26 protein-coding genes and 1 tRNA gene are annotated in these 26373 nt (G+C 71.9%); 16 read left to right on the top strand and 11 right to left on the bottom strand.

Translation table 11 applies throughout. The annotated features are described in order from the left end of the window. Nucleotides 1–215 precede the first annotated feature (215 nt). The 4 genes from OG259_RS36695 (at nt 216) to OG259_RS36710 (ending at nt 5606) form a co-directional block, all read left to right on the top strand. Nucleotides 216–2042 carry a glycoside hydrolase family 15 protein gene (locus tag OG259_RS36695; RefSeq protein ID WP_328946174.1) on the top strand — a complete coding sequence of 609 codons (1827 nt, stop codon included), beginning with the start codon at nt 216–218 and terminating at the stop codon, nt 2040–2042. A gap of 45 nt (nt 2043–2087) precedes the next feature. Continuing rightward, a complete protein-coding gene (gene zapE, locus OG259_RS36700) occupies nt 2088–3179 on the top strand; it encodes a cell division protein ZapE (protein WP_328946175.1) in 1092 nt (363 codons plus the stop codon). An 85-nt stretch (nt 3180–3264) separates the two neighbouring features. Next, complete coding sequence (locus OG259_RS36705) at nt 3265–3825, top strand: PadR family transcriptional regulator (protein WP_328946176.1); 561 nt, start codon at nt 3265–3267, stop codon at nt 3823–3825. A gap of 56 nt (nt 3826–3881) precedes the next feature. Next, complete coding sequence (locus tag OG259_RS36710) at nt 3882–5606, top strand: acyl-CoA dehydrogenase family protein (RefSeq protein ID WP_328946177.1); 1725 nt, start codon at nt 3882–3884, stop codon at nt 5604–5606. A gap of 201 nt (nt 5607–5807) precedes the next feature. Here the strand turns inward: OG259_RS36710 and OG259_RS36715 are convergent, their stop codons facing one another. Both OG259_RS36715 and OG259_RS36720 read right to left on the bottom strand, forming a co-directional pair. Continuing rightward, nucleotides 5808–5963 carry a hydrophobic protein gene (locus OG259_RS36715; protein ID WP_328946178.1) on the bottom strand — a complete coding sequence of 52 codons (156 nt, stop codon included), beginning with the start codon at nt 5961–5963 and terminating at the stop codon, nt 5808–5810. Nucleotides 5964–6109: 146 nt separating this feature from the next. After that, on the bottom strand, nt 6110–6781 hold the full coding sequence (locus OG259_RS36720) for a DUF2278 family protein (protein ID WP_328946179.1): 672 nt from the start codon (nt 6779–6781) through the stop codon (nt 6110–6112). Between the two features lie 179 nt (nt 6782–6960). Between OG259_RS36720 and OG259_RS36725 the strand changes: the two genes are divergently transcribed. After that, nucleotides 6961–7045, top strand: a tRNA-Leu gene (locus OG259_RS36725). A gap of 58 nt (nt 7046–7103) precedes the next feature. Here the strand turns inward: OG259_RS36725 and OG259_RS36730 are convergent. After that, nucleotides 7104–7853, bottom strand: a complete 750-nt coding sequence (locus OG259_RS36730) for a GntR family transcriptional regulator (protein ID WP_328946180.1) — start codon at nt 7851–7853, stop codon at nt 7104–7106. A gap of 298 nt (nt 7854–8151) precedes the next feature. On the opposite strand from OG259_RS36730, the gene OG259_RS36735 reads away from it, so the two are divergent. From OG259_RS36735 to OG259_RS36755, 5 genes are read left to right on the top strand one after another with little or no spacing between them, the layout of a single operon-like run. Beyond that, nucleotides 8152–9270, top strand: a complete 1119-nt coding sequence (locus OG259_RS36735) for an ABC transporter substrate-binding protein (protein WP_328947285.1) — start codon at nt 8152–8154, stop codon at nt 9268–9270. Further along, nucleotides 9270–10208 (top strand): ABC transporter permease, encoded by a 939-nt coding sequence (locus OG259_RS36740; RefSeq protein WP_328946181.1) that lies wholly within the window; start codon nt 9270–9272, stop codon nt 10206–10208. Before OG259_RS36735 ends, OG259_RS36740 begins: the two co-directional genes overlap by 1 nt. After that, nucleotides 10196–11143 carry an ABC transporter permease gene (locus OG259_RS36745; protein WP_328946182.1) on the top strand — a complete coding sequence of 316 codons (948 nt, stop codon included), beginning with the start codon at nt 10196–10198 and terminating at the stop codon, nt 11141–11143. Before OG259_RS36740 ends, OG259_RS36745 begins: the two co-directional genes overlap by 13 nt. 3 nt (nt 11144–11146) lie before the next feature. Beyond that, nucleotides 11147–12238: an ABC transporter ATP-binding protein gene (locus tag OG259_RS36750; RefSeq protein WP_328946183.1), complete on the top strand. Its 1092-nt coding sequence runs from the start codon at nt 11147–11149 to the stop codon at nt 12236–12238. After that, nucleotides 12235–12978, top strand: coding sequence for an HAD family hydrolase (locus tag OG259_RS36755; RefSeq protein WP_328946184.1), 744 nt, complete (start codon nt 12235–12237; stop codon nt 12976–12978). The genes OG259_RS36750 and OG259_RS36755 overlap by 4 nt, the downstream gene beginning before the upstream one ends. Before the next feature lie 60 nt (nt 12979–13038). Here OG259_RS36755 and OG259_RS36760 read toward each other — a convergent pair whose 3' ends face one another. Continuing rightward, complete coding sequence (locus OG259_RS36760; RefSeq protein ID WP_328946185.1) at nt 13039–13788, bottom strand: TioE family transcriptional regulator; 750 nt, start codon at nt 13786–13788, stop codon at nt 13039–13041. 58 nt (nt 13789–13846) lie between these two features. Between OG259_RS36760 and OG259_RS36765 the strand changes: the two genes are divergently transcribed. Further along, nucleotides 13847–15100, top strand: coding sequence for an erythromycin esterase family protein (locus OG259_RS36765; protein WP_328946186.1), 1254 nt, complete (start codon nt 13847–13849; stop codon nt 15098–15100). 601 nt (nt 15101–15701) lie between these two features. Continuing rightward, entirely contained in the window at nt 15702–16307 is a 606-nt protein-coding gene (locus OG259_RS36770; protein ID WP_328946187.1) for a hypothetical protein, read from the top strand. Between the two features lie 85 nt (nt 16308–16392). On the opposite strand, the gene OG259_RS36775 is transcribed toward OG259_RS36770, so the two are convergent. From OG259_RS36775 to rox, 4 genes are all read right to left on the bottom strand, one after another. Continuing rightward, the gene (locus tag OG259_RS36775; RefSeq protein WP_328946188.1) at nt 16393–17427 is read right to left on the bottom strand and encodes a HEAT repeat domain-containing protein; all 1035 of its coding nucleotides are present in this window, start codon (nt 17425–17427) and stop codon (nt 16393–16395) included. 3 nt (nt 17428–17430) lie between these two features. Continuing rightward, complete coding sequence (locus OG259_RS36780; protein WP_328946189.1) at nt 17431–18102, bottom strand: HEAT repeat domain-containing protein; 672 nt, start codon at nt 18100–18102, stop codon at nt 17431–17433. 161 nt (nt 18103–18263) lie between these two features. Continuing rightward, nucleotides 18264–18959, bottom strand: coding sequence for a 4'-phosphopantetheinyl transferase family protein (locus OG259_RS36785; protein ID WP_328946190.1), 696 nt, complete (start codon nt 18957–18959; stop codon nt 18264–18266). A 191-nt stretch (nt 18960–19150) separates the two neighbouring features. Further along, nucleotides 19151–20578 carry a rifampin monooxygenase gene (gene rox, locus OG259_RS36790; protein WP_328946191.1) on the bottom strand — a complete coding sequence of 476 codons (1428 nt, stop codon included), beginning with the start codon at nt 20576–20578 and terminating at the stop codon, nt 19151–19153. 421 nt (nt 20579–20999) lie between these two features. Between rox and OG259_RS36795 the strand changes: the two genes are divergently transcribed. After that, complete coding sequence (locus OG259_RS36795) at nt 21000–22418, top strand: amidase (RefSeq protein ID WP_328946192.1); 1419 nt, start codon at nt 21000–21002, stop codon at nt 22416–22418. A 15-nt stretch (nt 22419–22433) separates the two neighbouring features. Here OG259_RS36795 and OG259_RS36800 read toward each other — a convergent pair whose 3' ends face one another. Together OG259_RS36800 and OG259_RS36805 are read right to left on the bottom strand one after the other, a co-directional pair. Then, nucleotides 22434–22760 (bottom strand): plasmid stabilization protein, encoded by a 327-nt coding sequence (locus tag OG259_RS36800; protein WP_328946193.1) that lies wholly within the window; start codon nt 22758–22760, stop codon nt 22434–22436. Between the two features lie 62 nt (nt 22761–22822). Continuing rightward, nucleotides 22823–23437 (bottom strand): DUF6328 family protein, encoded by a 615-nt coding sequence (locus OG259_RS36805; RefSeq protein WP_328946194.1) that lies wholly within the window; start codon nt 23435–23437, stop codon nt 22823–22825. Between the two features lie 240 nt (nt 23438–23677). On the opposite strand from OG259_RS36805, the gene OG259_RS36810 reads away from it, so the two are divergent. Further along, complete coding sequence (locus tag OG259_RS36810; RefSeq protein ID WP_328946195.1) at nt 23678–24070, top strand: STAS domain-containing protein; 393 nt, start codon at nt 23678–23680, stop codon at nt 24068–24070. Between the two features lie 34 nt (nt 24071–24104). Next, on the top strand, nt 24105–24734 hold the full coding sequence (locus OG259_RS36815) for an ATP-binding protein (protein ID WP_328946196.1): 630 nt from the start codon (nt 24105–24107) through the stop codon (nt 24732–24734). Nucleotides 24735–24777: 43 nt separating this feature from the next. Here OG259_RS36815 and OG259_RS36820 read toward each other — a convergent pair whose 3' ends face one another. Further along, on the bottom strand, nt 24778–25701 hold the full coding sequence (locus tag OG259_RS36820) for a SigB/SigF/SigG family RNA polymerase sigma factor (RefSeq protein ID WP_328946197.1): 924 nt from the start codon (nt 25699–25701) through the stop codon (nt 24778–24780). 221 nt (nt 25702–25922) lie between these two features. On the opposite strand from OG259_RS36820, the gene OG259_RS36825 reads away from it, so the two are divergent. Then, nucleotides 25923–26351 carry an ATP-binding protein gene (locus tag OG259_RS36825; RefSeq protein ID WP_328946198.1) on the top strand — a complete coding sequence of 143 codons (429 nt, stop codon included), beginning with the start codon at nt 25923–25925 and terminating at the stop codon, nt 26349–26351. Nucleotides 26352–26373 lie beyond the last annotated feature (22 nt).

Genomic DNA, 26373 nt, shown 5'->3' on the forward strand with positions numbered 1-26373 from the left:
CCCGGCAGTCCGAAGCAACATACCGACCGGTCGGACAACGGGGAAGGGAGTGCACACGGGTGCACGTGGACGCCCATGGGTGCGCGGATGCGTGCGGGCACCGGCGGGATTCGCCCGGTCGGCCCCCTCGCCTTGCCGCCGCGGCCGGCTGCGGGTTGCGTGGACGCGAGGAGTGGCGCCGAAGGCACGGAGCCGCGGGAGAATCGAGGTCGCTCGTGCCCGAGTACCCCCCGATCGCCAACCACGGAATGATCGGCGACCTGCAGACCGCCGCACTGATCTCCGCCGAGGGCGCGGTCGACTGGTTCTGCGCACCCCGGTTCGACTCTCCGAGCATCTTCGCCTCGCTGCTCGACCAGGAGCGCGGCGGCCACTTCACCATCGCTCCCGCCCACGACGACGTGACCGTCCGCCAGCTCTACCTGCCCGACACAGCCGTCCTGATCACCAGGTTCCTCACCCCGGAGGGGGTGGGCGAGGTGGTCGACTTCATGCCGGTGCACGACCGGTCGGACGTACCCACCGACCGGCACCGCCTCGTACGCGCCCTGCGCGTGGTGCGCGGCACCCTCACCTTCGACGTCGCGTGCCGGCCGCGCTTCGACTACGGGCGCGCGCCGCACACCCTCACGCTCGACGGCGCCACCGCCACCTTCCACGGCCCCGACCTCGACGTCCACCTGCGGAGCTCCGTCCCCCTGGAAGCCGACGGGCAGGACGTGCGTGCCACCGTCACCCTCCGGCACGGCCAGACCGCCGGAATCGTCCTGGAAACCTCCTCCCCGGGAGCCGCCGCCCCCGACCCGATCACCGAGGAGGCCCTTGAGGCGGCGCTGGAGGAGACCCGCGTCTTCTGGCACGGATGGATCCGCCGGTGCCGCTACCGGGGCCGCTGGCAGAGCATGGTCAACCGCTCGGCCATCACGCTCAAGCTGCTCATCTACGCCCCCTCCGGCGCCCCGATCGCCGCCCCCACCATGGGGCTCCCCGAGCAGGTCGGCGGCGAGCGGAACTGGGACTACCGCTACACCTGGATCCGTGACGCGTCCTTCTCGGTGCGGGTCCTGCTCGACCTCGGATACATCGAGGAGGCCGACGCCTTCCGGCGCTGGCTCGGCGGCCGCGGCCGCGCCCCGCGCGTGCCCGGCAGCGAGCCGATGCAGATCATGTACCGGGTCGACGGCGACCCCCATCTGACCGAGGAGGTCCTGCCCCACCTGTCCGGGTACCGCGACTCCTACCCCGTACGGGCCGGGAACGGGGCCGCCGACCAGCTCCAGCTCGACATCTACGGCGAGTTCGCCTACGCGATGACCCACTCCCCCGACCTCGCCGAACTCGCCGGTTACGAGGGCTGGAAGGGGTTCTCCGCACTCATCGACTGGCTCTGCGACAACTGGGACCGCCCCGACGAGGGCATCTGGGAGACCCGCGGCGGCCGCAAGGACTTCACCTACAGCCGGATGATGTGCTGGGTCGCCCTCGACCGCGGCATCCGTCTCGCCACCGAGTACGCCCGTCCCGCCGACGTCCCGCGCTGGACCGCGCAGCGCGACGCGATCCTCGTCCAGGTGATGGAGCGCGGCTGGAACCCGGAGCGGAAGGCCTTCGTCCAGCACTACGACAGCGAGGTGCTCGACGCGTCGCTGCTGCTCATGCCCCTCGTCGGCTTCATCTCGCCCAGGGCGCCCTCGTGGCTGTCCACCCTGGACGCCATGGACCGTGAACTCGTCACCGACAGCCTCGTCTACCGCTACAACCCCGAGGCGTCCCCCGACGGGCTGCGCGGCTCCGAGGGCACCTTCTCGCTCTGCAGCTTCCTCTACGTAGAGGCGCTCGCCCGGGCCGGCCGCCTCGACCAGGCCCGCTACGCCATGGACAAGATGCTCACGTACGCCAACCACGTGGGACTCTTCGCCGAGGAGATCGGACGCACCGGCGAACAACTCGGCAACTTCCCCCAGTCGTTCACCCACCTCGCTCTCATCACCGCCGCGATGGCCCTCGACGAGGAACTCGACAAGGCCGCCGATCGGAGGTGAACCTGGCGGTGGGCGCGTCCGGGCCCGCTGCTAGCGTCGCCGCGTGTGAATCACACGATGCGCCGGCAGTACGCGGCGATGCGCACCCACTTCCAACAGGCCGCCGACCAGCGGGGTTTCACCCTCTCCGCGGCACAGGAGCAGGCCGCCGAACGGCTCAGCCTGCTCGCCGCCGAACTTGCGGTGACCGGCGGCCCGTTCCGCCGCTCCCGCCCCGCGCCCCGCAACCTCTACGTGTGGGGCCCGGTCGGGCGCGGCAAGAGCTGGCTCGTGGACGCCTTCTTCGACGGGCTGCCGATCGCCCGCAAGCGGCGACTGCACTTCCACGACTTCTTCCGCGCCCTGCACGACGGCGTGGCCCACGAAGGCCGGAACCGCGAAGGCGGGCACAGCGCCGTCGACCGTGCTGTCGACGAGCTGCTCGGCGACTGCCGGCTCCTCGTCTTCGACGAGTTCCACGCCCATGACGCGGGAGACGCGATGCTCGTCGCCCGCCTCTTCCGGACGCTCCTCGACCGGCACGTCACCCTCGTGACCACCTCCAACTACCCGCCCGCCGGCCTGATGCCCGACCCGCTGTACCACCACCTCTTCGAGCCCACGATCCAGCGGATCGAGGAGCGGATGGACGTCCTCGACGTGTCCGGCCCGACGGACTTCCGACGCCGGCCGTCGCCGTCCCACGACGCACCGAGGTTCGCGGAAGGGGCGTGCCTGGCGGACGGGGCCGAAGCCCTGAGGGACGAACCGGGACTGGACGCGCCGCGGCCCGGTGAGGCCGTCCTCGTGCCCGCGCACCACCGCGACCTGCCCGCCAAGGCCGCCCGCGCCGACCTGGTGTGGTTCGGCTTCGACACGCTCTGCGAGGGCACCACGGCGGTGCCCGACTACCTGGCCCTCGCCGAGCGATTCGGCACCCTGGTCCTGGACGGCGTACCCCCGCTGGCCTCGTGCACGTCGGACGGCCGGCAGCGCTTCGCCAACCTGGTGGACGTCTGCTGCGACCGCGACACACGCCTGTTCCTGATCGGCGCCGACCCGCTGGCCGGGCTGCCCGAGGACTCCGCCCTCCTGCGCGATCTGGACCGTACGGCGAGCCGGCTGGCGATGCTGCGCCGCGCGGACCTCGCCCGGTAGTGACCGCGCCCGCCCGCGGTGAGCCGCGTCTCACCCGGGCGGGTGGGCTTGCCTATGCAACGAGTTGCATAGAAGGATTCCGGGTGTGGCGATCGAACACGCGATTCTCGTGTCCCTCCTTGAGAAGCCCGGATCCGGCTACGAGCTGGCCCGGCGCTTCGAGCGGTCCATCGGCTACTTCTGGACCGCCAGCCATCAGCAGATCTACCGCGTGCTGAAGCGGATGGAGAACGACGGCTGGGTCGACGTCCGGGACGTGCCGCAGCACGGCCGCCCGGACAAGAAGGAGTACTCCGTCGCGGACCTGGGACGGGCCGCCCTGTCCAGCTGGCTGCACGAGCCCGTCGAACCCGAGAGCCTCCGGCACGACCTCGCCGTGAAGATCCGCGGCGCGGCCTTCGACGACCCGGCAGCGCTGATCGACGAGGTGGAGCGGCACCGGCGCACACACGCGGAGCGGCTCGCCCACTACCTCGCCGGCGAGGAACGCGACTTCCCGTCGGCCGAAGCGGAGCCGGAGGCGCCGGACGCGGGGAGAGAGCTCCAGCACGTCGTGCTGCGCGGCGGCATCGCGTACGAACGGATGACGCTCGCCTGGCTCGACGACGTCCTCGCCACCCTCCACCGACTCGCCGCCCCGCGCTGAGACGCGCCCCCGACCGTCACGACCCCCCTCGTCCACCGGACCGAAAGATGGAGCTCATGGCCGACTCGCTGCTGTTCAACCCGCACACGTACGACCCCGCGCACTTCGACCCCGAGACCCGGCGGCTGCTGCGCGCCACCGTCGACTGGTTCGAGGAGCGCGGCAAGCGCCGGCTGATCGAGGACTACCGCACCCGGGCCTGGCTGGGGGACTTCCTCGCCTTCTCCGCCAAGGAAGGCCTGTTCGAGACCTTCCTGACGCCCTCCGCCGACGCGCCCGAGGGGCAGCGGGACAAGCGCTGGGACACCGCCCGCATCGCCGCCCTCAACGAGATCCTCGGCTTCTACGGGCTCGACTACTGGTACGCCTGGCAGGTCACCATCCTCGGCCTCGGCCCGGTCTGGCAGAGCGACAACGCCGCCGCCCGCGCCCGCGCCGCCGAACTCCTCACCCAGGGCGAGGTGTTCGCCTTCGGTCTCTCCGAGAAGACCCACGGCGCCGACATCTACTCCACCGACATGCTCCTGGAGCCCGAGGCCGACGGCGGGTTCCGCGCCACCGGATCCAAGTACTACATCGGCAACGGCAACGCGGCCGGACTCGTCTCCGTCTTCGGCCGCCGCACCGACGTCGAGGGCCCCGACGGCTACGTCTTCTTCGCCGCCGACAGCCGCCACCCGGCGTACCACCTCGTCAAGAACGTCGTCGACTCGTCGAAGTACGTCAGCGAGTTCCGCCTGGAGAGCTACCCGGTCGCCCCCGAGGACGTCCTGCACACCGGCCGCGCCGCCTTCGACGCCGCCCTCAACACCGTCAACGTCGGCAAGTTCAACCTGTGCACCGCCTCGATCGGCATCTGCGAGCACGCGATGTACGAGGCCGTCACCCACGCCCACAACCGGATCCTCTACGGCCGTCCCGTCACCGCCTTCCCGCACGTGCGGCGCGAGCTGGCCGACGCGTACGTGCGGCTCGTCGGCATGAAGCTGTTCAGCGACCGCGCCGTCGACTACTTCCGCTCCGCCGGTCCCGACGACCGCCGCTACCTCCTCTTCAACCCGATGACGAAGATGAAGGTGACCACCGAGGGCGAGAAGGTCATCGACCTGATGTGGGACGTCATCGCCGCCAAGGGCTTCGAGAAGGACAACTACTTCGCCCAGGCGGCCATCGAGATCCGGGGCCTGCCGAAGCTGGAGGGCACGGTCCACGTCAACCTGGCGCTGATCCTGAAGTTCATGCGGAACCACCTGCTCGACCCGGCCGGCTACGAGCCCGTACCGACCCGCCTGGACGCGGCCGACGACACCTTCCTCTTCCAGCAGGGACCGGCCCGCGGCCTGGGGTCCGTACGCTTCCACGACTGGCGTCCGGCCTACGACGCGTACGCCGGGGTGGCGAACGTCGCCCGCTTCCGCGAACAGGCCGACGCCCTCTGCGAGTTCGTCCGCACCGCCGCGCCCGACGAGGCGCAGAGCCGCGACCTGGACCTCCTCCTCGCCGTCGGCCAGCTGTTCGCGCTCGTCGTCCACGGCCAGCTGGTCCTGGAGCAGGCCCGCCTGACGGGCCTCGACGAGGACGTCCTCGACGAGCTGTTCGCCGTGCTCGTACGGGACTTCTCCGCCCACGCGATCGAGCTGCACGGCAAGGACTCCGCCACCGAGCAGCAGCAGGCCTGGGCGCTGGGGGCCGTACGGCGCCCGGTCGTCGACGAGGCCCGCTCGGGCCGGGTCTGGCAGCAGGTCGAGGCGCTGTCGGGCACGTACGAGATGGCACCGTAACGACCGGTCGACGGGGGGCCGGGGCGGCGATCCGCCCCGGCCGGCTCGGTGCGGGCGAGGATTCGGTGAGGGCGCCGGTGCTTCGCGACCTCCGACCGGCACTCCATCGCCCCGGGGACCCTCCGGCGGATGCCTCCCGGGGAAGATCGCCGTCGTGGTGATCAGCGGAGACCTACCGGCAGCTGAGCTGCGGGGCGGAGCTCACCAGCGGTACCAGCGTCCGTTCGTGCCACGCATGAAGAAGCCGAGCACCCAGAGCACCAGGACGGCGATGGCGATGTACCAGAGCACCTCGACGGCGAATCCGGCTCCGAAGAGGACGAGGATCAGCAGGAGTACGAGCAGCAGCGGGACCATGACGACACCTCCGACAGGAGCGGGGGCGGGACCCGTCCCAGGGGCGCGCCCTTGACACCAGGGCGTTTGCCCGCGAAGCCGGATCTCATGCCTGGCGCCGACCCTGGAGATCGGGCGTTCTCATCCGGTAGGGGGATCCGGCGCCGTCATCCGACGGGGTGGCCCGCGCTGTCCGTCCGGCCCGCCTGGCTGGAGAACTTGTTCAGGAAGACGTCGTACCGGCCGTCGGGGCGCTCCACGAGGGTCGCACCGTCCTGCCAGATGCCGTTCTCCGGCCACCACTGGGAGCCGAACGGATCCCCCTGGTTCTGGTGGATGTTGTGCATGCCGAGGTCTCCCTCGGGATCGTTCTCGAACGGTTCGCCGAAGACGAGGATCCGCCGGCCGGGCACCAGCATCGGCTCCAGTGCGTCGGCGGCGTCGACGTTGCTTCCCGCGTGCCAGGGCCGCGAGCCCAGCAGGTCGAGGAGCTCCTGCAGCCAGGACGGCGGGCGGCGCTCGAAGAGGACGCCGGTGCGGTCCACCAGTTCCGGATGCCGCAGACAGTCCATCGCGCCGGAGTCGGGATCGGACGCGAGGTCGTGGTACCCGGGGGCGAGGGCGGCGGCCGGCCCGACGGCGGAGGCCGTCAGGGTGAAGGTCTTCCACTGCACCCCGACGTTGGACTTGTGGCTGTCGACGTCGACGGCGCAGTGGTACCGCCCTGCGGGCGCGTCCACCTTCAGATTGATGTGGAACCAGCGGCCCTGGTCGTCCGGATCGTCGCGGAAGTGGCTGTGGAGGGTCCCCGCGAGCACGCCGTAGCTCTGGAATGGCATACCGCCAGTGAAGCACCCATGACCGCGCTGCGCGCGCACGTGATGACTCTCCGTGTGTGCGTTCCGTGCGGGCGCCCCGGATCGCTGACCACCGGAAACGGGGGTGAACCGCAGGTCGGACCCCTGATATATTCATCTTGTCGCCGCGAGTGATCATCACTCACAGCGACGCACACCTTGTCCGGGTGGCGGAATGGCAGACGCGCTAGCTTGAGGTGCTAGTGCCCTTTATCGGGCGTGGGGGTTCAAGTCCCCCCTCGGACACGACGACTCGTCGTGCGAAGTGGTGGTCGAGAGCGATCTCGGCCACCACTTCGTCGTTTCACATCAGCAGCGATCCCGGGTCCCGCACCAGCGGCGCCGTACCCACCGAGTTGCTCACGTTGAAGGTGACGCTGCCCGCGCGGTAGCGGTCCTCGGTCCATTCGATCGGGCGGCCGTCCGGGTTGCTGGTGAGGTGGCGCTGGCGCAGGAGCGGGCTTCCCCTGCGGACGCGGAGCAGTCGGGCGTCGTCGCTGCCGGCGGGGACGGCGTCGATGAGGTGCTCGCCGTAGTGGGCCACGATCCCGGCCTCCTCCGCCATGCTGTCCATGATCGAGGCGCAGTCGGCGGGCAGCGCTTCGACCGTGGGCGCGACCCAGCCCGCGTACGCCGTGCGCTCCACCATCACCGGTTCGCCGTCGAGCAGCCGCAGGCGCAGGACGTCCAGGACTCCGGCCCCCTCCGGCAGGACGAGGCGGCGCGCCTCTTCGGGGGTGGCCGGGCGGCGCTCCCGGTGCAGGAAGCGGCTCGTCGCCTGATAGCCCATGGCTCGCGCCCACTGGGCGAAGCTGTGGAGTTCCGCGAAGCTGTGCCGGCGCTCCCTGCGGAGCACGATGCGGCGGGCGCCCTGGCGTGAGCCGATGAGCCCTTCGGAGGTGAGCAGGGCGACGGCCTGGCGTACGGTGCCGCGCGAGGCTGCCCAGCGGGTGGCCAGGTCGCTCTCCGAGGGCAGGCGGGCGCCGACGGCGTACTCGCCGCTGAGGATCGAGCGGCGGAGTCCCTCCGCGATCTCCACGTAGAGCGCCGTCACGGCATCCCCCTTTGTTCGTGTGTGGCTGTGCACAGCTGGTCACAGCGTGTGCCGTGCAGGGGTCAGCCTAACCCGGCGGGGCGGGTGTGTGGTCGTCGCCTCTTTCGCTCCAAGTCGACTGCATTCACCTGCTGTTCACCACCCCCGGCTCTTCCGGGAGGCGCCCGGAGCCGGTCATGCTCCGTTCACTTCGCGGACAGCATGTAAGGGCGAACTAAGGGCGGCTTGTTCAGACAAGTTCCTTCACTCGCCTCTGGGAGAACCCGTGCGCAGAACCCCCGTCCGCGGTGCCGCCGTACTGCTCGGCGCCGCCGTCCTGACCACCGTCACCGCCTGTGGTGCCGCACCCGAGGGCGCGGCCGGAGCCGCCGGCGACGGTGCGAAGGCGGCCACCGCGGCGTCCGCCGAGGACTTCGGCGGCATGGACGCCCTCGTCAAGGCGGCCAAGGAGGAAGGCGCGCTCCACGTCATCGCGCTCCCGCCGGACTGGGCCAACTACGGCGAACTGATCAAGACGTTCGAGACGAAGTACGGCATCAAGATCGAGAGCGAGAACCCGGACGCCGCCAGCGCCGACGAGATCGCCGCCGTCAAGTCCCGCAAGGGCCAGAAGCGCGCCCCCGACGTCCTCGACCTGGGCATCGCCTTCGCCCGCAGCGGCGCCGAGGAAGGCCTCTTCGCCCCGTACAAGGTCGAGGCCTGGGACAAGATCCCCGCCGCCCAGAAGGACGAGGCCGGACGCTGGTACAACGACTACGGCGGCTACGTCTCCATCGGCTGCGACGCCAAGCGCATCCCGAACTGCCCCAAGACCTTCGCCGACCTGCTCAAGCCCGAGTACAAGGGCAAGGTCGCCCTCAACGGCAACCCGACCAAGTCCGGTTCGGCCTTCGGCGGCGTGTACGCGGCCGCCCTCGCCAACAAGGGCTCCTTCGCCGACATCCAGCCCGGCATCGACTTCTTCGGCACGCTGAAGAAGAGCGGCAACTTCATCCCCGTCGAGTCCACCCCGGCCACGGTCGAGAAGGGCGAGACGCCCATCAGCATCGACTGGGACTACCTGAACGCCGGTTACGCCGACCAGTTCAAGGACAAGGGCGTCGACTGGCAGGTCGCCGTGCCCACCGACGGCGTGTACGCCCAGTTCTACTCCCAGGCCATCAACAAGGAGGCCCCGCACCCCGCGGCCGCCCGCCTCTGGATGGAGTACCTCTACAGCGCCGAGGGCCAGAACCTCTGGCTCAAGGGATACGCCCGCCCCGTGCTGCTCCCGGCCATGACCGCCGACGGCACCGCCGACAAGACCTTCGTGGCCAAGCTCCCCGCCGTCACCGGCACCCCCGCCTTCCCGGCCTCCGCCGAGCTCGACAAGGCCAAGGCCACCCTCGCCGAGAAGTGGGACAAGGCCGTCTCCTGATGCCCTCCGCCTCCTCCACCCCCACCGAGGGGACCGTTCCCGCCGAGGGAACCGTCCCCGTCAAGGGAACCGCCGGCGGCACCCGCCGCCGGCGGCGCGGCGCCCCCCGCACCTGGCTCGCCGCGCTCCCGCTGATCGCCTTCACCGGACTGTGCTTCGGACTGCCGCTCGGCGCCCTCCTGTACGGCGCCGTGACCCGCACCGACCCCGGCACCGGCGCCACCGCCCTGACCGGCGAGCACCTGAGCCGCTCCCTCCAGGGCCCCTACCTGGGCTCCCTCGTCGGCAGCGTGCAGCTCTCCGCCCTCACCGCCCTCATCGCCTCGGTCCTCGGCGTCCTCATCGCCCAGGCCGTGGTCACCTCCCGCTCCCAGGCGCTGCGCAACGCCGTACTGACCGCCTCCGGCGTCCTCGCCAACTTCGGCGGCGTCCCCCTCGCGTTCGCGTTCATCGCGACCGTCGGCATCTCCGGCGTCGTCACCCAGCTCGCCGACCTGGGCAGCCTCGGCTGGAACCTGTACTCGTTCACCGGCCTCGCCGTCGTCTACCTGTACTTCCTCATCCCGCTCATGGTCCTGGTGATCCTCCCCGCCCTCGACGGACTGCGGCCCCAGTGGCGGGAAGCCGCGCAGAACGCGGGCGCCGGCGGATGGCAGTACTGGCGCCACGTCGGCATCCCCGTCCTCGCGCCCTCCCTGCTCGGCGGGTTCGTGCTGCTGTTCGGCAGCGCCTTCGCCGCGCACGCCACCGCGGCGGCCCTCGTCGGCGGCTCCGTCCCCCTGGTCACCCTCAAGATCGCGGACGCCCTCTCCGGGAACGTCCTCGTCGGCCAGGAGAACGTCGCCCTCGCCCTCGGCCTCGACATGATCCTGATCGCCGGACTCGTCATGGCCGTCTACCTCCCCCTCCAGCGCAGGAGCGCCCGATGGCTGCGATGACCCCCACTGCCCGGGAGGCCGCACCGAAGCCCGGCACGGACGACGCGGATACGGCCCCGCCGGCCGCCCGCAGGCGGACCCGCCGTCGGCCCCGCGTCTGGCGCGGAGTCGTCCTCGGCCTCGGCGGCGCCTACTTCCTCATCCCGCTGATCGCCTCGTTCGTCTTCACCGTGCACACGCCCGGCCAGGGCATCTCCTTCGAGGCGTACACCGCGCTGCTCGCCGCCGACGGCTTCACCGAGAGCCTGCTGCTCTCCCTCGGCCTCGCCGCCGCGACCATCGTCCTCGCCCTGCTGCTCGCCGTGCCCGCCCTCGTGGCCGTACGCCTCGGCGCGCCCCGGCTGCGACCGGTCGTCGAAGTGATGTGCATGCTGCCCCTCGTCGTACCGCCGATCGCGCTCGTCACCGGCATCAGCACCGTCCTGCGCTGGGGACCCGACCACCTCTCGCGGACCCCGCTCTACCAGACCTTCCTCGCGGTGCAGAACGAGAGCTTCCCCTTCGTCCTGGTCCTCGCGTACACGGTCATGGCCCTGCCGTTCGTGTACCGCTCCCTCGACGCGGGACTGCGCGCCGTCGACGTCCCGACCCTCGTCGAGGCCGCCCGCAACTGCGGGGCCGGCTGGCCGTACGTGCTGTTCCGCGTCATCCTGCCCAACCTGCGCTCCTCGCTCGCCGGCGCCGCCTTCCTCACCCTCGCCCTCGTCCTCGGCGAGTTCACCATCGCCTCGCTGCTCGGCTTCCGGCCCTTCGCGGTGTGGATCGTCTCCATCTCAGGGGCCCACGCCCGGATGTCGGTGGCCGTCTCCCTCCTCAGCCTGGTCATCACCTGGCTCCTGCTCCTCGCCCTGTCCAGGGCCGGAACGGCACCGACGAGCACGCCCGGCAGCGCCCGCTCCCCCCGCATCTCCCGCACCTCGCCCAAGGAGTCCTGACCCATGTCCTCGTCCACAGCGACAGCGGACCGGACGGAACCCGTCACGGTCGGCGGGGCGCGCGTCGAATTCCGGGGCCTGCGCCGCACGTTCGGCAGCACCACCGCCCTCGACGGCCTCGACCTCACGGTGGAACCCGGCGAACTCCTCGCCCTGCTCGGCCCGTCGGGCTGCGGCAAGACCACCGCGCTCCGCGTCCTCGCCGGATTCGAGCGACCCGACGCGGGCGAAGTCCTCGTCGACGGCGCCGACATCACCCAGGTCCCGGCCAACCGCCGCGACGCCGGCATGGTCTTCCAGTCGTACAGCCTCTTCCCCAACCTGACCGCCGCCGACAACGTCGCCTTCGGCCTGCGCGTACGGAAGGTCAGGACTGCCGAACGGCGTGTCCGTGCCGCCGAGTTGCTCGACCTCGTCGGACTTCCCCAGCACGGCGACCGCTACCCCCACCAGATGTCCGGCGGTCAGCAGCAGCGCGTGGCGCTGGCCCGCGCGCTCGCCCTGCGGCCCCGCGTCCTGCTCCTCGACGAACCGCTGTCCGCGCTCGACGCCAAGGTACGGCTCAGCCTGCGGGAGGAGATCCGCCGCCTCCAGCTCTCCCTCGGCATCACGACCGTCTTCGTCACCCACGACCAGGAGGAGGCGCTGTCCATGGCGGACCGCGTCGCCGTCCTCAACGCGGGGAAGCTGGAGCAGTGCGCCGCCCCGGCCGAGCTCTACCGACGCCCGGCGACCCCGTTCGTCGCCGAGTTCGTCGGCACCATGAACCGGCTCCCGGGCGTCCTGACGGACTCCGGCCAGGTCGAGGTCGCGGGCACCCGGCTGCCCGTCGACGGCGAGGCGCCGAAGCTCCGCGAGGTCGACGTCCTGGTCCGCCCGGAGAACGTCACCGTCACCGAGGCGCCCGACGGCGACGCGACCGTCGTCTCCACCTCGTTCCTCGGCTCCGTCACCCGCGTCCACCTCGACCACGCCGGTACGCGCGTCAAGGCGGACCTGTCGTCCCGGGAGGCGACCACCCTCGCCCCCGGCTCCCGGGTCGCCCTCGGCCTCGCCCCGCACCCCGCGCTCGTCGCGCCGAGGGCGGAGCGGTGACCGAACTCGCCGCCGTCCTCTTCGACATGGACGGCACGCTGGTCGACACCGAGGTCCTCTGGTGGGACGCCACGGTGGAGATCGCCGCACGGATCGGCCACCGGCTGACGGACGCCGACGCACCCGAGGTCGTCGGACGCGCCGTCGAGGACACCGCCGCCCACCTCGTACGCGTCACCGGCACAGCCGACGCGGACGGCGTGGCGACGGCACTGACCGCCGCCTTCCAGGAGCGGGTCGACCGAGGCGCGCCGATGCGCCCCGGCGCCGGGCGACTCCTGGCCGAACTCGCGGCGGAGGGAGTGCCGTTCGCCCTCGTGAGCGCCTCGCCCCGGTCGGTGGTCGACTCGGTGATCGAGGGCGCGCTCGCGCACGTCCCCTTCGCCTTCACCCTCTCGGCCGACGACACCGTACGGACGAAGCCGCACCCGGACCCGTACCGCGCCGCCGCCCGGCGCCTCGGCGTACCGGACGCGGCCTGTGTGGCCGTCGAGGACTCCCCGGACGGCGCGGCCTCGGCCGACGCGGCGGGCTGCACCGTCCTGGTCGTCCCCTCGATGCTCCCCGTGCCCGCACGCCCCGGCAGGATCTTCGCGGCCAGCCTGGAAGAGGTGACCCTCGCGGGCCTCCGCCGCTATGTCGCCGACGGTGGCGACGGCAGCCACGGCGGCGACGGTGAGGGCGGTGGTGGCGGTGGCGCTGGAACGCCCACGGCGGGCGGCAGGGAGACCGGCTCCTGAAGTCGGCGCCCCCGCACCGCCGCCCGACGGAGGTCACCTGCTCGGTCGGCGAGCGCGGTCTCAGCCGCGCTCACGCAGATAGGCCTCCAGCTCGGCCGCCCCGGTCAGCATCGCCCGCCCCCGGGCGGACAGCCGGCCCCGCCAGTCGCCCAGTGCGGCCTCCAGCGGCTCCAGCCCGCCGGCCGCCCGCACCTGGGTGATCAGCGGGGCGATCTGCTCCAGCAGATAGCCGCCCCGCCGGAGTTGGTGGGCCAGCCGGGCGTCCCGTACGTCGGCCTCGTCGTAGACGCGGTATCCGGTCACCGGGTCGCGGCGCGGGCGCACCAGCCCGGCGCGTTCCCATGCGCGCAGCGTCGCCGGCCGGATGCCGAGCTTCCCCGCCAGCGGCCCGATGAACGTACCGCCGGGCCCCGACACCACGGCCGGATCCGACCCCGCTCGGGGCTCGGACGCCGCGGTGGGCGCCAGGTCGCGGAGCGCGTTCTCCACGGCCAGGAGGGTCCGGCGGTCGTCGAGGAGCTGGGCGTGGCTCTCGTCGATGAGACGGAACGCCTCCTCTGCAGCGTCCTCGTTCACCGCCCGCATGATCGCCGTCGCCGTCCTGTGGCCGTGGCCGGGTAGCAGGGCGAGGAAGGCGCGGAGCGCGCCCGCGTGCAGCGCGGTGTAGGCGCGGTATCCGGAGGGCGTGCGGGCGGAGGCCGGAAGGGCGCCGGCCTCCTCGTAGTTCCGGATCGCCTGCGTGGACAGACCGTGCTCGCGCGCGAGGTCGACGGGCCGGAGGTGTCCGATGCTTTGAGGGTTTCGTCCCATGGTCCCGCCGATATCACGCAAAAGTCTCAACCGTATGTTCAACGATACCGTTGAAGGCATGGCTACCGACATCAAGGACGTCGCCCATGCCGTCGAGGCCGCCGCCGTCATGGGACTGCTCCGGGGCAGGCCACGGCTGCTCGCCCTGGGAGAGCCCACGCACGGCGAGGACGCGCTGCTCGACGTACGCAACGAACTGTTCCGGCAGCTCGTCGAGGAGGAGGGCTACCGGACGATCACGATCGAGAGCGACTGCATGAGGGGTCTGCTCGTGGACGACCACGTCACCACGGGCGCCGGCACCCTCGACGAGGTCATGGAGCGGGGGTTCAGCCACGGTTGGGGCGCGTCGGCTGCCAACCGCGAGCTCGTCCGCTGGATGCGCGCCTTCAACGACGGCCGCCCAGTGGCCGACCGGCTCCGTTTCGCCGGGTTCGACGGCCCGCTGGAGATCACCGGCGCCGAGAGCCCCCGGGAGGCCCTCTTCGCACTCCACGGCTATCTCTCCACCCGGGTGGACACCGAGCTCCTCCACTCCACCTGCACGGTGGAAGCGCTCGACCGCCTGCTCGGCCCCGACGACCGGTGGACGAATCCCGCCGCGATGATGGACCCGTCCGGGTCCGTCGGGCAGTCGGCCGAGGCCACGGAGCTGCGTCTGCTCGCCGACGACCTGGTGGCGCTGCTCGACGCGCAGTGGCCGCACCTGATCGCGACGAGCTCGCCCGACGACCGGGACCGGGCCCGCCTGTACGGCCGCACCGCCACCGGCCTGCTCCGCTACCACTACTGGATGGCCGACACCTCGCCGAGCCGCATGACGCGGCTGGTGAGCCTGCGGGACCGAATGATGGCCGACAACCTCCTCGCTGTCGCGGGCGTCGACGCCGCCGCTGTCGGGGCCGCCGGCTCCGCGGCCCCCGTCGACCGGGCCCCGGTACTCGTCCACGCCCACAACGGCCATCTCCAGCGGAACAAGAGCACGATGCGGATGGGCGGCCTGCCGGTCGAGTGGTGGGGCGCGGGCGCGATCGTGAGCGCCCAACTGGGCGCGGAGTACGCCTTCCTGGCGACGGCACTCGGCACGATCAGACACCAGGGAGTGGACACCCCGCCACCGACCACCCTCGAAGGCACCCTCTACGCACTCCCGGAGAACCTCCACGTCGTCGACGCCCGCCGCCTGACCACCGCCCTCGGCGACACCCGTATCGAGCCCCGCGTGTCCCCTTGGTTCGGCTACTCCCCGCTGGACCCGGCCCACTTGGCGGACACCGACGGCATCGTGTTCGTCAAGGACGTCACGAAGTAGGCGGGCAAGCAGACGGGAATGCAGGCGGGGAAGCACGTCGGATCGGAGAAGGAGATCGGTGGGGTGATGCAGGGGGATCTGCCACGATCACCGAATGGGCGCCTTGGATGCAGTGGCAGGCAGAGTTGCCGGTGGGGCCACGGTGACGTTCCGGCTCGACGGCTCCTCGATGGTCCCGCTGATACGCAGCAGGCAGCAGGCAGCAGGTGGTCGTCGCCCCGGTCGACCCGGCGAAGGCGGAGGTCGGGGACATCGTCCTCGCCCGCGTAGCGGGGACCGTGTACCTGCACCTGGTGTCGTCCGTGGATCCCGCCAGGAAGCGGGTTCAGATCAGCAACAACCGTGGCCGCGTCAACGGCTGGACCAGCCACAGTCGTGTCTTCGGCATCTGTGTGGAGGTCGACGGCTACGCGTTGTCGTGGTTCGGCCTCGGGGCGCCCATCGATCTGGACGCGATACTCGAAGAAGACCCGCAGTGCGTGACGCACATCGACGTCCACGCGCGTGCATCGCCGAACTGCCGGACGGATCCGGGTACACCCGGTGTCGCCGTGCGAAATAATCGCAGGACCGTCCCTACCGGGCGTGGCAGAGTCATCGCATGTCCAACGACATCGCCTACCCCGTCTTCCGTACGCCCGACCCCGCGCTCGCGCTGAGCGTGGCTCGCCGGATGGTGGCGTTCGGCGTCCAGCCCTGGTCCGACGTGTCGGTGGAGACCGAGGTGTCCACCCTGGCCGAAGTGAAGCGCCTGCTGGACGCCCTTCCCGGCGCGTGGTTCGTGTCCTACTCCGCTCCGTTCGACCTGGATCCGGATCTGGCCCGCTCGATTCCCGAGGGGGAGCTGCCCCCTGGGCTGGCCGAGGTCGCGGCGTTCCCGCCCTTCACCGTCTCCCTGCAGCTTCAGGCCGTCGGAAGCGTCGAGGACCGTTTCACGGCGGCAGTCGGCCCCCACCCGGCCGAGGTGCACTGGGCCTCTCTGCTCTGGCCGGAGGCTCCGGAGCGGGACCTGCACGGGGAGGGCAAGCACGCCGAGGTGACGCTCCTGCTCAACTGCGAATCCATTGAGCTGGATGCCCGCACCGACACGCACCTGGTCCTCGTCCACGTGCGGCGCCGCAACGGCGATGGCTACGAGGACCGTTTCGCCCAGTGGCTCGCCGAACAGATCGGGCAGGAGGTCATCGGACCCCCGCAGAGCTCCTGAGGCCGGTGGGTCCCCTTCCCCCGTCCGAGCGGGTGGCCGGATCCGTTCGCGGCCCGGGACACCCGCGAACCCCGGGAAGGGTCCGCTATCGCGCCTCGCGCAGCGTGAGGATGTAGCCCGCCGTGAGCGCGACTCCGCGGTCTTCGTCGTGTGCCAGGTCCGCGAGGGCGCGGGACGCAACCTCGCCCGGGATGTCCGCGAGTGCCTGCGCCAGTCGTCGACGTGCGGACGGTTCGGCGGTGCTGCGGGCCAGGCGGTCGACGAGCCCGGTGGCGATCCGGTCCGCCTCCTCGGGACGGCTCGCCAGTGCGCTCAGCGCGTCCGCCGCGTCGACGTCCTGCGCCTCCTCGACGACCATGTCGACGAGCGTCGGAACGGCCTCGGCCGCCCCGCGTGCCCCGAGCGCGAGAGCCGCCCGCCTGCGGACCACGACGTCGGTGTCCGTGAGCGCCACCCGCAGCAGTGCGGTCGCCTCGTCGTCCGGAATCTCGGCGATGGCCTGGACGGCACGCTCCCGTACGTCGGCGACCGGTGAGCCGAGGCCCTCCGCCAGCAGCGCGATCGAGCCGCCGTCGCCCGAACGTGCCAGAGCCCAGCGGAGGGCTCCGGCGACGTTCGGGTCCGTCTCGCTCAGCGCCGCCTCGACCAGTGCTTCCACCGGCACCGGTAGCTCTTCGGCCGAGGACGCCGAGGACGCCGAGGACGCCGAGGACAGGGCCGCGCGCTGCCGCTTCCCGGCGCTCTCCGACCCCAACGCATGGAGGAGCGCGACGGTCTGGAGGACGTCCTCCCAGCCGGCCGGTTCCGCGGCGCCGATCCGGCGGAGCCGGGTGAGCAGCGCCGTCTCGGCCGCGATGCGTTCTCGCGTCCGGCGGATGAGGTCCTCGACGAGCTCCGCCGGCGTGAAGCCGGGGTCGTCCAGCGCGGACCCGACCTCACTCAGCGACAGTCCCAAGGACCGCAGGCTCTCGATGTGGAAGATCCTCCGGATGTCCTCGCCGGAGTACTCGCGATAGCCGGCCCCGGTACGGCCCGTCGGCCGCACCAGGCCGAGCTTCTCGTAATGCCGGAGCATGCGGGCGCTGACCCCCGAGCGCCGTGCCACATCGCCGATCAACATGCCCTAGCCTCCCTCGTGACCCGCCCCGCCGAGGGCGACGACGCGCTTCGCCTCCTCGACCGCGAACTCGAACCCGGCATCCGGGTCGCGCATCAGCCGCTCCGTCGCGAGCGCGTGCTGACGCACACGAGGCGCGGGATCCGTCGCCGCCGTGCGCAGCGTCGTCAGGATCACCTCACCGAGCGCGATCAGCGCCCGGCTGAGGCTCAACTGCGTCGCGCGCCCGCCACGCCCGAGCTGCGTCGCCAACACTCCGGCCAGCGCGGCCTCTTCACCCTCGGGTACGAGCACGACCGCCGCCCGCCAGGCGCTCCGCGCCACCTCGTCGTCGGCGTCGGAAAGCAGCGCCCGGGTGATCGCCGGCCAGGCCTGCCGGTCCCCGATCTTGGACAGTGTGTGCAAGGCCTGGCTCCGTGCCTGTGCCCGCTCCGAGCGGACCTCGTCGACGAGCGCCGGGACCGTGAGGGACGGCGAGTGACGGGTGAGCGCCCAGGTGAGCGTCTCGCGCACGGAGAAGTCGGGCTCGATCGCGCAGCGCTCGATGAGCTTGTCGACGAACCGTGGGTCCGGGTTCGTCCCGGCCGCCAGTGCCGCCCGCAGCCGCACCGACGAGCGGCCGTCCTCAAGGCTCTGGAGCGCCCGCGTCGTGTCCGTGTCCTGTCGTGCCATGGTCATCGGGACCACCTCCTTGCCCGCAGTGAAGACCTTGTCACCGTGTCAAGGTCAAGCGGGGAAGGCGCCACGCCGATCGGTCGGCGCGGCTTCGACGCAGAGTTGCGCCGCGTCGTCCGGGAGGTCCTCCGGCCGGGGGTGCGGCCCGTGCAAGCCGCTTCCGGTCACCGTTGTGCGACGGCGACGGCCGCCTCGTAGGAGGGCGCGACGCTCACGTCGGCCAGCGACCAGCCGGGTATCGCGGCCGGCTCCGGGCCCAGTCCCAGGTAGGTGCGGTCGAGCCCGCCGGCCAGCCCTTCTCCCGTGCCCTTGAGGTAGGCCTCCTTGCGTACCCAGCACCGGGCGAACGCCGCCGGCCGGGCCTCCAGGGGCAGCCGGGCGAACTCCTCCCGTTCCCGTGGGTGCAGGCTGTCCGCCACGAGGGCCGACACCTCGGCCTTCGGATGCGCCTCGACGTCCACACCCACGGGCGTCGCGGCGAGCCCGACGAGAATCAGGTCCTCGCTGTGCGAGAGCGAGAAGTGAACCCCGCCGCCCCGCACGGCCGGCCGTCCGTGCGGGGCGGCGCAGAGGGGACAGTCCTCCCTGACGAACACCACCTCGTCCGCCCGCATCCCCAGGTACTGCCCGAGCAGCCGCCGCAACCCCCCGTGCGCGGCGAGATACCGCGTCCGGTGGTCCTCCCGTATCAGCGACTTCCACCGTTGCCGTTCCTCGGCGTCCAGGAGGGCGGGCGCGCCGGGATCCTCCGCCACCGGCAGCCGCCAGAGCGTCACCGTCCCGTCGGCGACGGGAAGCACGGCCGACTCCGGTACCTCGCCGGTGCGCAACACCCGCACGGGGGTGATCTTCAAGGTCATGCCGCCATTCTGCACCGGTGGCACCGGCCGGAGGACGTCGCTTCTCGGCCGTCGCACCCGGAGGCGGGGCGCATGCCTCCGCGGCCACGTCGCACCGGGTTCGGCAGGAGCACCCCGGGGAGGCCGGCCGCCACCTGATCACGTGTGGCCCGCCCGCCTCCCCGGGGACCTCCCGGGCATGCTCCGCCCGCTCAGCCCTGCGCGGCGCCGAACCACCTGGGCAGGTGCGCGATCAGGTCCTGCTGGTCCTCACCGACCCACGCCACATGGCCGTCGGGACGCAACAGCACCGCGGGTACGTCCAGTTCCTCGCTGACCTCGACCACGTGGTCGACCCGATCCGCCCAGCCCTCGACCGAGAGCCGGCCGGTCTGGTCGAGAAGCAGTCCGCGGCCCTCGTGCATCCGCTCGTAGAGGCGCCCCTGCTTCAGTTCCAGGTCCCGCATCCGCCGGCCCAGGAGCTCGTGCCCGTCGCCGAAGTCGTAGCGGACCGAGATCGCCGTGATCTTCTCGATCAGGTACCGGTTGACGTTCTCGAACTCCGCCAGCTCCGCGAGCAGTCGGCGCACCGCCAGAGGGCCGGGCTCGGTCGACATCAGCTGGATCTGCGCACGGGTGTTGTCCAGGACGTCGGTGGCCACCGGGTGCCGCTCGGTGTGGTAGCTGTCGAGGAGTCCCTCCGGCGCCCAGCCGTTGACCTCCGCCGCCAGCTTCCAACCCAGGTTGAACGCGTCCTGGACGCCGAGGTTGAGCCCCTGCCCGCCGGTCGGCGGGTGGATGTGCGCCGCGTCGCCGGCGAGGAACACCCGGTCGACCCGGTAACGCTCGGCCTGCCGGGTGGCGTCGCCGAAGCGCGACAGCCAGCGCGGCGAGTGCACACCGAAGTCGGTCCCGGCGAAAGCCCGCAGCTGCTCCTTGAACTCGTCGAGGGTCGGTGTGGCCGTACGGTCCTCGGCCACCCCCTCGGCGGGTACGACGACGCGATACGTCCCCTCGCCCATGGGCATGGCACCGAACCGCTGCTGGGTCTTGCGGACTTCGGCCACGACCGCGGCCAACTCCTCGGGCAATACGGAGACTTCCATCTCGCCGAGCAGCGTCTCGACCCTGGAGGGCTCACCGGGGAAGGCGACACCGAGCAGCTTCCGGACCGTGCTCCGGCCGCCGTCGCAGCCGACGACGTACCGCGCGCGCAGCTGTTCGCCGTCGGCCAGTTCGACGGTCACGCCGTCCTCGTCCTGACTCAGTCCGACCAGCTCGCGGCCGCGCCGGATCTCCGCGCCGACCTCGATGGCGTGCTCGGTCAGCAGGCGGTCGGTGACGGTCTGCGGGATGCCGAGGACGTACGAGTGGGCCGTGTCGAGCCGTTCGGGCCACGAGGTGCCGAGACCGGCGAAGAAGCCGCCGGCCGTGACCTGCTTCCCGAGCCCGAGGAAGCGTTCCAACAGACCGCGCTGGTCCATCACCTCGATGCTGCGCACGTGCAGGCCCTGCGCGCGCGACTGCCGGGTCGGCTCCGCCTCCTTGTCCAGTACGAGCACGTGCACGCCGTGCAGCCGCAGTTCGCCGGCCAGCATCAAGCCGGTCGGACCGCTGCCGACAACGATCACGTCAAACATGAGAACCGCCCCGTTTCCATAGATCGCATCCAGCCGGCCGCCCGTCGCGAGATCTCGACGCCGCCACGAGCGCAAGTACCGTGCGGACAACACATTCACGCAGGTCACCGGCTACGGCTGGAGATTCTGCCCCACGACGGGGGCCTTGCCGCAAGGCCCCCCGTGCGCTATATCTTGAGAGTGGCAAGGAGAGGAATCACCTCCTTGCCTTTCTCTTTGCCCCGTGCCCGGTCCCGGCGCCCGGTCCTCCGGTCCTCCGGTCCTCCGGTCCTCAGGCGGGCGGCAGGGTTCGCCGGTCTCCATGAGGGTCTTGAGGCTCGATCCATCGAAGGGCTCCGGCCGGGCTCAACCCCTCGCGTGTTACTGGTTGGTAGGGCATGCTGGCGGCCAACCATCCAAACGGCCGGGGGCTGAGGTAGCGGTGACGACTTTCGAGGAACGGGCCACGGTCCACGCATTCCGGGACGACGCGCTCGGGGAGCACGACGCCGTCGGGCTCGCCGCGGCGATACGGCGGGGCGAGGTCGGCGCCGCCGAGGTCGCCCGGGACGCGGCCGCGCGCGTACGCGAGGTCGAGGAGCGGCTCCACGCGGTCCAGGCGCACATCGATTCCCCCGTGCCCGTCGCCGGGTCGGGCGGCGGTGCCTTCGCCGGAGTGCCGACCTTCGTCAAGGACAACACCGACTACCTGGGCCTGCCCACCGGCCACGGCAGTGCGGCCTTCACCCCTCGCGTCGCGCGGCGTCACGCGCCCTTCGCCCGGCAGTTCCTGAGCAGCGGAGTCACCGTCCTCGGCAAGACCCGGCTGCCCGAGTTCGGCTTCAGCCCGACCACCGAGTACGAGGGCGCCGAACCGGTCCGCAACCCGTGGAACACCGGCTACTCCGCGGGCGGTTCGTCGGGCGGCAGCGCGGCGCTCGTCGCGGCCGGGGCGGTGCCGATCGCCCACGCCAACGACGGCGGCGGATCGATCCGCATTCCCGCCGCCTGCTGCGGACTCGTCGGTCTCAAGCCGACCCGCGGCCGGGTCGTGACGAACGCCCAGAGCCGCCAACTGCCCCTCGACATCGTCTCCGACGGCATCGTGAGCAGGTCGGTACGGGACACCGCCGCGTTCCTCGCCGCCGCCGAGACCCACTGGCGCAACCCGAAGCTGCCGCCCCTCGGTCTGGTCGAAGGCCCCTCGGACCGGCGCCTGCGCATCGGGTTCCTGGTCGACTCCCCGAACGGCGTCCGCGCCGACACCGCGACCCGGACGGCCGTCACGGACACCGTCGCGACGCTCGAACGGCTCGGCCACACCGTGGAGCCGGTGGAACTGCACCTCGACCCCCGCTTCACCGACGACTTCCTCACGTACTGGGGCCTGCTGTCGTTCCTCCTCGGCGTCACGGGCCGGACCTTCGGCGCGGACTTCGACCGGCACCGGATGGACGGCCTCAGCCGGGGGCTGCGCGAGGACTACCTGAAGAGCTGGCGGCGCACGCCGGGCGTCCTGCGGCGCCTGAAGCGGACGAGGGAGGCGTACGCGGCGGCCTTCCGCGGCCTCGACCTCGTCCTCACGCCCGTGCTGGCGCACACCACGCCGGAGATCGGTCACCTCAGCCCGACCGTGCCGTACGCGACACTGATCGAGCGGATCCTCGCGTACGTCGCCTTCACCCCGGTCAACAACGTCGTCGGGACGCCGTCGATCTCGGTACCGGCGGCGAACGCGACGGAGGACGGGCTGCCCATCGGCGTCATGTTCTCCGGCCGCCCCGGCAGCGAACGGACGCTCCTCGAAGTCGCGTTCGCGCTGGAGGCGGACCGCCCCTTCCGGCGCATCCAGGACGCCTGACCCCGGGAGGCCGGCTCAGCCACCGCCGAGGGCGCGCCGGAGCTGCGCCTTGTTCATCGTCGAGCGGCCGTCGATGCCGCGGCGCCTGGCCTCTTCGTAGAGCTGGTCGTACGTACGCCCCTGGGCACCGCTGTGGGAGCGCCGGCCGCCGCGCTCACCGGAGGACATGTCCTCCAGGGACAGCCGGCCGGCGGTCTTGGACTCGCCGTGCCGGGCCCGTTCCTTGTTCACGGTGCGGGCGGCGATCTCCCTGGCGCGCTTCTCGCTCTCGCCACGCCGTTCCGCGCTCTCCTTGATGTGCTCGTACTGCCGTTCCCGGTTCGGGCTGGATCCGCGAGGCATGACGTGCTCCTCCCGCGTGTTTCCGGGCGTCTCCTCCGTGCGGCTACCCGCCGCTCCTCCCGTCACTCCCTCCGTTTCGCGGTGTGCCGGCGCCGGGCCCACAGCGGCAGGGCGAACCAGCACAGCAGGTACCAGGCCAGGACCCCGGCCACGAGCCAGGGAACGATCGCGTTGTCGGTGGCCACGCGGAGGACGAGGACGAGCGCGCTGGTGAGGGTGGCGACCAGGAGCAGGATCCCGATGAAGGTCAGCCGGGACGCCCAGGCGACCGCCTGCGGTTTGATCCGCCGGCCCGCCACGAGGCGGTGGAAGGACACCGGTCCGATGAGCGCGCCGGTCGCCAGCGATCCGAGGACCACGGTCAGGACGTAGATCGCCTTGTCGCCCGGACCGAGGCTCTCGTACCGCGGAGTGAAGACCACGGTCAGCAGGAAGCCCAGGAGGATCTGGACACCCGTCTGGACCACCCGGATCTCCTGCATGAGGTCCTGCCACTGCCGGTCGGCGCGTTCGTCCGCGGTCTCCTCGCGCCCCCGCCTGGTCCCGCGTCCACCCGGCCCGTCCGGGCGTTCCTCCCGCCCCCGCTCGCGTCCCCGCCCGGTCCCGCGTGCACCCGGCCCGTCCGGGCGTTCCTCCTGCCCCCGCTCGCGTCCCCGCCCGGTGTCGCGGTCAGTCATCCGCCTCACCTTCCGGTCCGAGGGCCCGCGTGGCGCAGAGGGCCGTACGCCGCGTCTGCCCGGCCCGCCCGGTCACATCCGTACCCCGGGGGCCCTTCGTCGCATCACACGAGAACCCGTACGGCGAACACCACCCGCCCCGCTCCGCGGCCGGACGGCTTCCGCTCGCCGTGCCCGGAGGCCCCGGCGTATCGTCGGCCTCAGCTCGCAATTCTGCGCCGACGGGAACCGGAGTGCCGGATGCCAAGGGATGCGACGGGGACGGGCGATGCCGGGCTTGTCGGCCCCCGCCTGACGGCCGCCGTCCGGTGGAGCGGCGCCACGGCCGTCGTCACGGTGGCGGGGGAGCTCGACCGCGACACCCAGGAGCCGCTGCGCACGGCGCTGACCGAGGCCCTGGAACGGCGCCCCGAGCGGATCGTCGTGGACTGCGAACGGCTGACCTTCTGCGACTCGACCGGGCTCAACCTGCTGTTGACCACGCGACTGGACGCGCGGGAAGCGGGCAGCGCGCTGGAGCTCGCCGCGCTGCGCCCGCCCGTCGACCGGGTGTTCGACATCACCGGAGTCGTGGCGGTGTTCACGGTGTACGACGAGCTGCCCGGGGACCTGATCGAGGGGAAGCGCTCGTGAGCGCCGCGCGACACCGGGCACGGTGGAGGCGGGGATGAGTGAACCGGTCCGGTCCAGGGGCCAGATCAGACGGCTCGTCCTGCGGAGCCCGGAGTCCGTGGTCGCACGGTGCCGTGACTTCTGCCGCGTGGCGCTCACCGACTGGGACTGGCCCGGCCCTCCGGAGGCCACGGGGCTCACGGCGGAGGAGCGGGACCTCGCGATCGAGGACGTACTCCTGGTGGTGTCGGAAGCGGTGACCAACGCCTGCCTCCACGCCGGCGGGCCGACGGAGCTGGTGATCCGACTCGCTCCCGCCCGACCGCGGGGCACCGGAGTGCCGGCCGATGCGGCACCCGGCGCCGCGACCGACGCGGCGCCCGGTCCCACGGGGGACCTGCGGATCGAGGTGAGCGACCGGAGCAGCCGGATTCCCGGTTTCCGGCCCCGGGGCGCGCCGGGGCAGCCGGGCGGCAACGGCCTGATCGTGATCGACCGCCTCACGCGCGCGTGGGGATCCGTGCCCGCGGACGAAGGCAAGTCCTTCTGGATGGAGGTGGCGACACCGGTCCCGGCGGCGACTCGACGGACCGCTGCCCCGAGGGCGTCGGACCGCGGCGCGTCAGGGCCCCGGCGGGGCGACCCGCCGCCTCCTGGATCCCTCGGCGGACCCCCCGGCCGGTGACGTGGGCACCGTGCGCCCGGCGGCCGACCGCTCCCCGGTCCGCTCATATCGCGACCGCGGGTGTCTTCGGTGGGTCATCCGCCATCAGGCCCGTACGCAGACCGCCCAGGATGCGGCTGAGAAGACGGGACACGTGCATCTGCGAGAGGCCGAGCCGCTCGCCTATCTCCGCCTGGGTCAGCTCGTCACCGAAGCGCAGCGCCAGGATCGTCCGGTCGCGCGCGGAGAGGGCGGCGACGAGCGGCTTGAGCGCTTCCAGGTTCTCGATCTTCTCGAAGGAGTCGTCGACGGTGCCGAGGCGGCGCGCGAGCGTCCCCGGCCCGCCGTCCTCGTCGTCCACGGGAACGTCGAGCGAACGGCTGGTGAACCCGTTCGCGGCGATCCGCCCCTCGCGCAGTTCCGCCTCGGTGATGTGGAGGTGGGCACTGAGCTCCGGGGCCGTCGGCGGGCGGCCCAGGTCCTGTTCGAGGGCGTCGCCGGCCTTCGCCAGGTCCAGGCGCAGCTCCTGCAGACGGCGCGGTACGTGGACGCTCCAGCTGGTGTCCCTCAGATGCCGCCGTATCTCGCCGAGCACGGTCGGCAGGGCGAAGGACATGAACTCGTTGCCCCGGTCGGGGTCGAAGCGGTTGATCGCCTTGATCAGGCCGACCGTGCCGACCTGGATGACGTCCTCCCAGGATTCGTCGGAACGACGGAACCGGGTCGCCGCGTACTTGACGAGGCTGAGGTTCAGTTCGACCAGGGTGTTGCGTAGGTGCGAGTACGAGGACGTGCCCTCGTCGAGGGACCGCAGCCGGGTGAACAGGATCGCCGAGAGCGTGCGGGCGTCCGCGGTGCTCACCGCCAGGGGATCCGCGAGCTCCGCGAGCTCCGCGATGTCCGCGAACTCCGGGAGCCCGGGCGGCACCTCGACGGGGTCGTGGCGGACGGACCGGCCGCTCCGGACGGTGGTGCGGTTGTTCGACATGAAGGCTCCTCGTGCGAGGTCCCTCTGGCCTCATGCCCGCTCCCGTGTCCCACGGGCCGCGTGGGTGACGGAGGGGGAGAGGCGGGGGAATGCGAACGGATTGTCGGGGCAGGGGCTTGGTGAAGGACGAGAGCAGAGGGTGGGGACGAGAAGAGGGTGGGGCGAGGAGACGGTGGGGACGAGAAGAGGGTGGGACGAGCGCAGACAGGGTGGGAAGAACAGTGACCGCAGGGCATCGCACGCAGGACAGGAACCGCCGGCCCTTCGTTCCGCATGACGCGGCCGAGGCGCGCGCCCAGGTGGCGGCAGCGCTCCGGGTGGCCGCGACGGGGAACGGGAGCCCGCCGTCCACCACCGCCGTCGGGGACGCGCTGCTCGTGACGTCCGAGCTGGTGACCAATGCGCTGCGGCACGGCGGCGGGCTCACCGGCTTCGACGTGGACCTCGACCCGGGCGTGGTGACGATCACCGTCGCTGACGCGAGCGGCGAGCTGCCGCACCTCACGGACGCCCACGGGAGGGAGCGTGCCACCGGCCTGGCGGAGGGCGGCTTCGGCTGGCCCCTGATCAAGCTGCTGGCACAGGAGATCAGGCTGAGTCTGCCGCCGGAGGGCGGCAAGACGATCGAGGTGCGGCTGCCTCTTCATTGACCCGCGCCCTTCGTCGACCCGC

This window comes from Streptomyces sp. NBC_00250 (genome assembly GCF_036192275.1).
Classification (GTDB): domain Bacteria; phylum Actinomycetota; class Actinomycetes; order Streptomycetales; family Streptomycetaceae; genus Streptomyces.

Coding starts and splice junctions, on each gene's coding strand:
- OG259_RS36750 (WP_328946183.1), top strand. CDS start 11,147: ATGTCCTCGTCCACAGCGACAGCGGACCGGACGGAACCCGTCACGGTC.
- OG259_RS36745 (WP_328946182.1), top strand. CDS start 10,196: ATGGCTGCGATGACCCCCACTGCCCGGGAGGCCGCACCGAAGCCCGGC.
- OG259_RS36805 (WP_328946194.1), bottom strand. CDS start 23,437: ATGACTGACCGCGACACCGGGCGGGGACGCGAGCGGGGGCAGGAGGAA.
- OG259_RS36720 (WP_328946179.1), bottom strand. CDS start 6,781: ATGCCATTCCAGAGCTACGGCGTGCTCGCGGGGACCCTCCACAGCCAC.
- OG259_RS36760 (WP_328946185.1), bottom strand. CDS start 13,788: ATGGGACGAAACCCTCAAAGCATCGGACACCTCCGGCCCGTCGACCTC.
- OG259_RS36710 (WP_328946177.1), top strand. CDS start 3,882: ATGGCCGACTCGCTGCTGTTCAACCCGCACACGTACGACCCCGCGCAC.
- OG259_RS36775 (WP_328946188.1), bottom strand. CDS start 17,427: ATGTTGATCGGCGATGTGGCACGGCGCTCGGGGGTCAGCGCCCGCATG.
- OG259_RS36800 (WP_328946193.1), bottom strand. CDS start 22,760: ATGCCTCGCGGATCCAGCCCGAACCGGGAACGGCAGTACGAGCACATC.
- OG259_RS36815 (WP_328946196.1), top strand. CDS start 24,105: ATGAGTGAACCGGTCCGGTCCAGGGGCCAGATCAGACGGCTCGTCCTG.
- OG259_RS36820 (WP_328946197.1), bottom strand. CDS start 25,701: ATGTCGAACAACCGCACCACCGTCCGGAGCGGCCGGTCCGTCCGCCAC.
- OG259_RS36740 (WP_328946181.1), top strand. CDS start 9,270: ATGCCCTCCGCCTCCTCCACCCCCACCGAGGGGACCGTTCCCGCCGAG.
- OG259_RS36810 (WP_328946195.1), top strand. CDS start 23,678: ATGCCAAGGGATGCGACGGGGACGGGCGATGCCGGGCTTGTCGGCCCC.
- OG259_RS36780 (WP_328946189.1), bottom strand. CDS start 18,102: ATGACCATGGCACGACAGGACACGGACACGACGCGGGCGCTCCAGAGC.
- rox (WP_328946191.1), bottom strand. CDS start 20,578: ATGTTTGACGTGATCGTTGTCGGCAGCGGTCCGACCGGCTTGATGCTG.
- OG259_RS36715 (WP_328946178.1), bottom strand. CDS start 5,963: ATGGTCCCGCTGCTGCTCGTACTCCTGCTGATCCTCGTCCTCTTCGGA.
- OG259_RS36770 (WP_328946187.1), top strand. CDS start 15,702: ATGTCCAACGACATCGCCTACCCCGTCTTCCGTACGCCCGACCCCGCG.
- OG259_RS36765 (WP_328946186.1), top strand. CDS start 13,847: ATGGCTACCGACATCAAGGACGTCGCCCATGCCGTCGAGGCCGCCGCC.
- OG259_RS36785 (WP_328946190.1), bottom strand. CDS start 18,959: ATGACCTTGAAGATCACCCCCGTGCGGGTGTTGCGCACCGGCGAGGTA.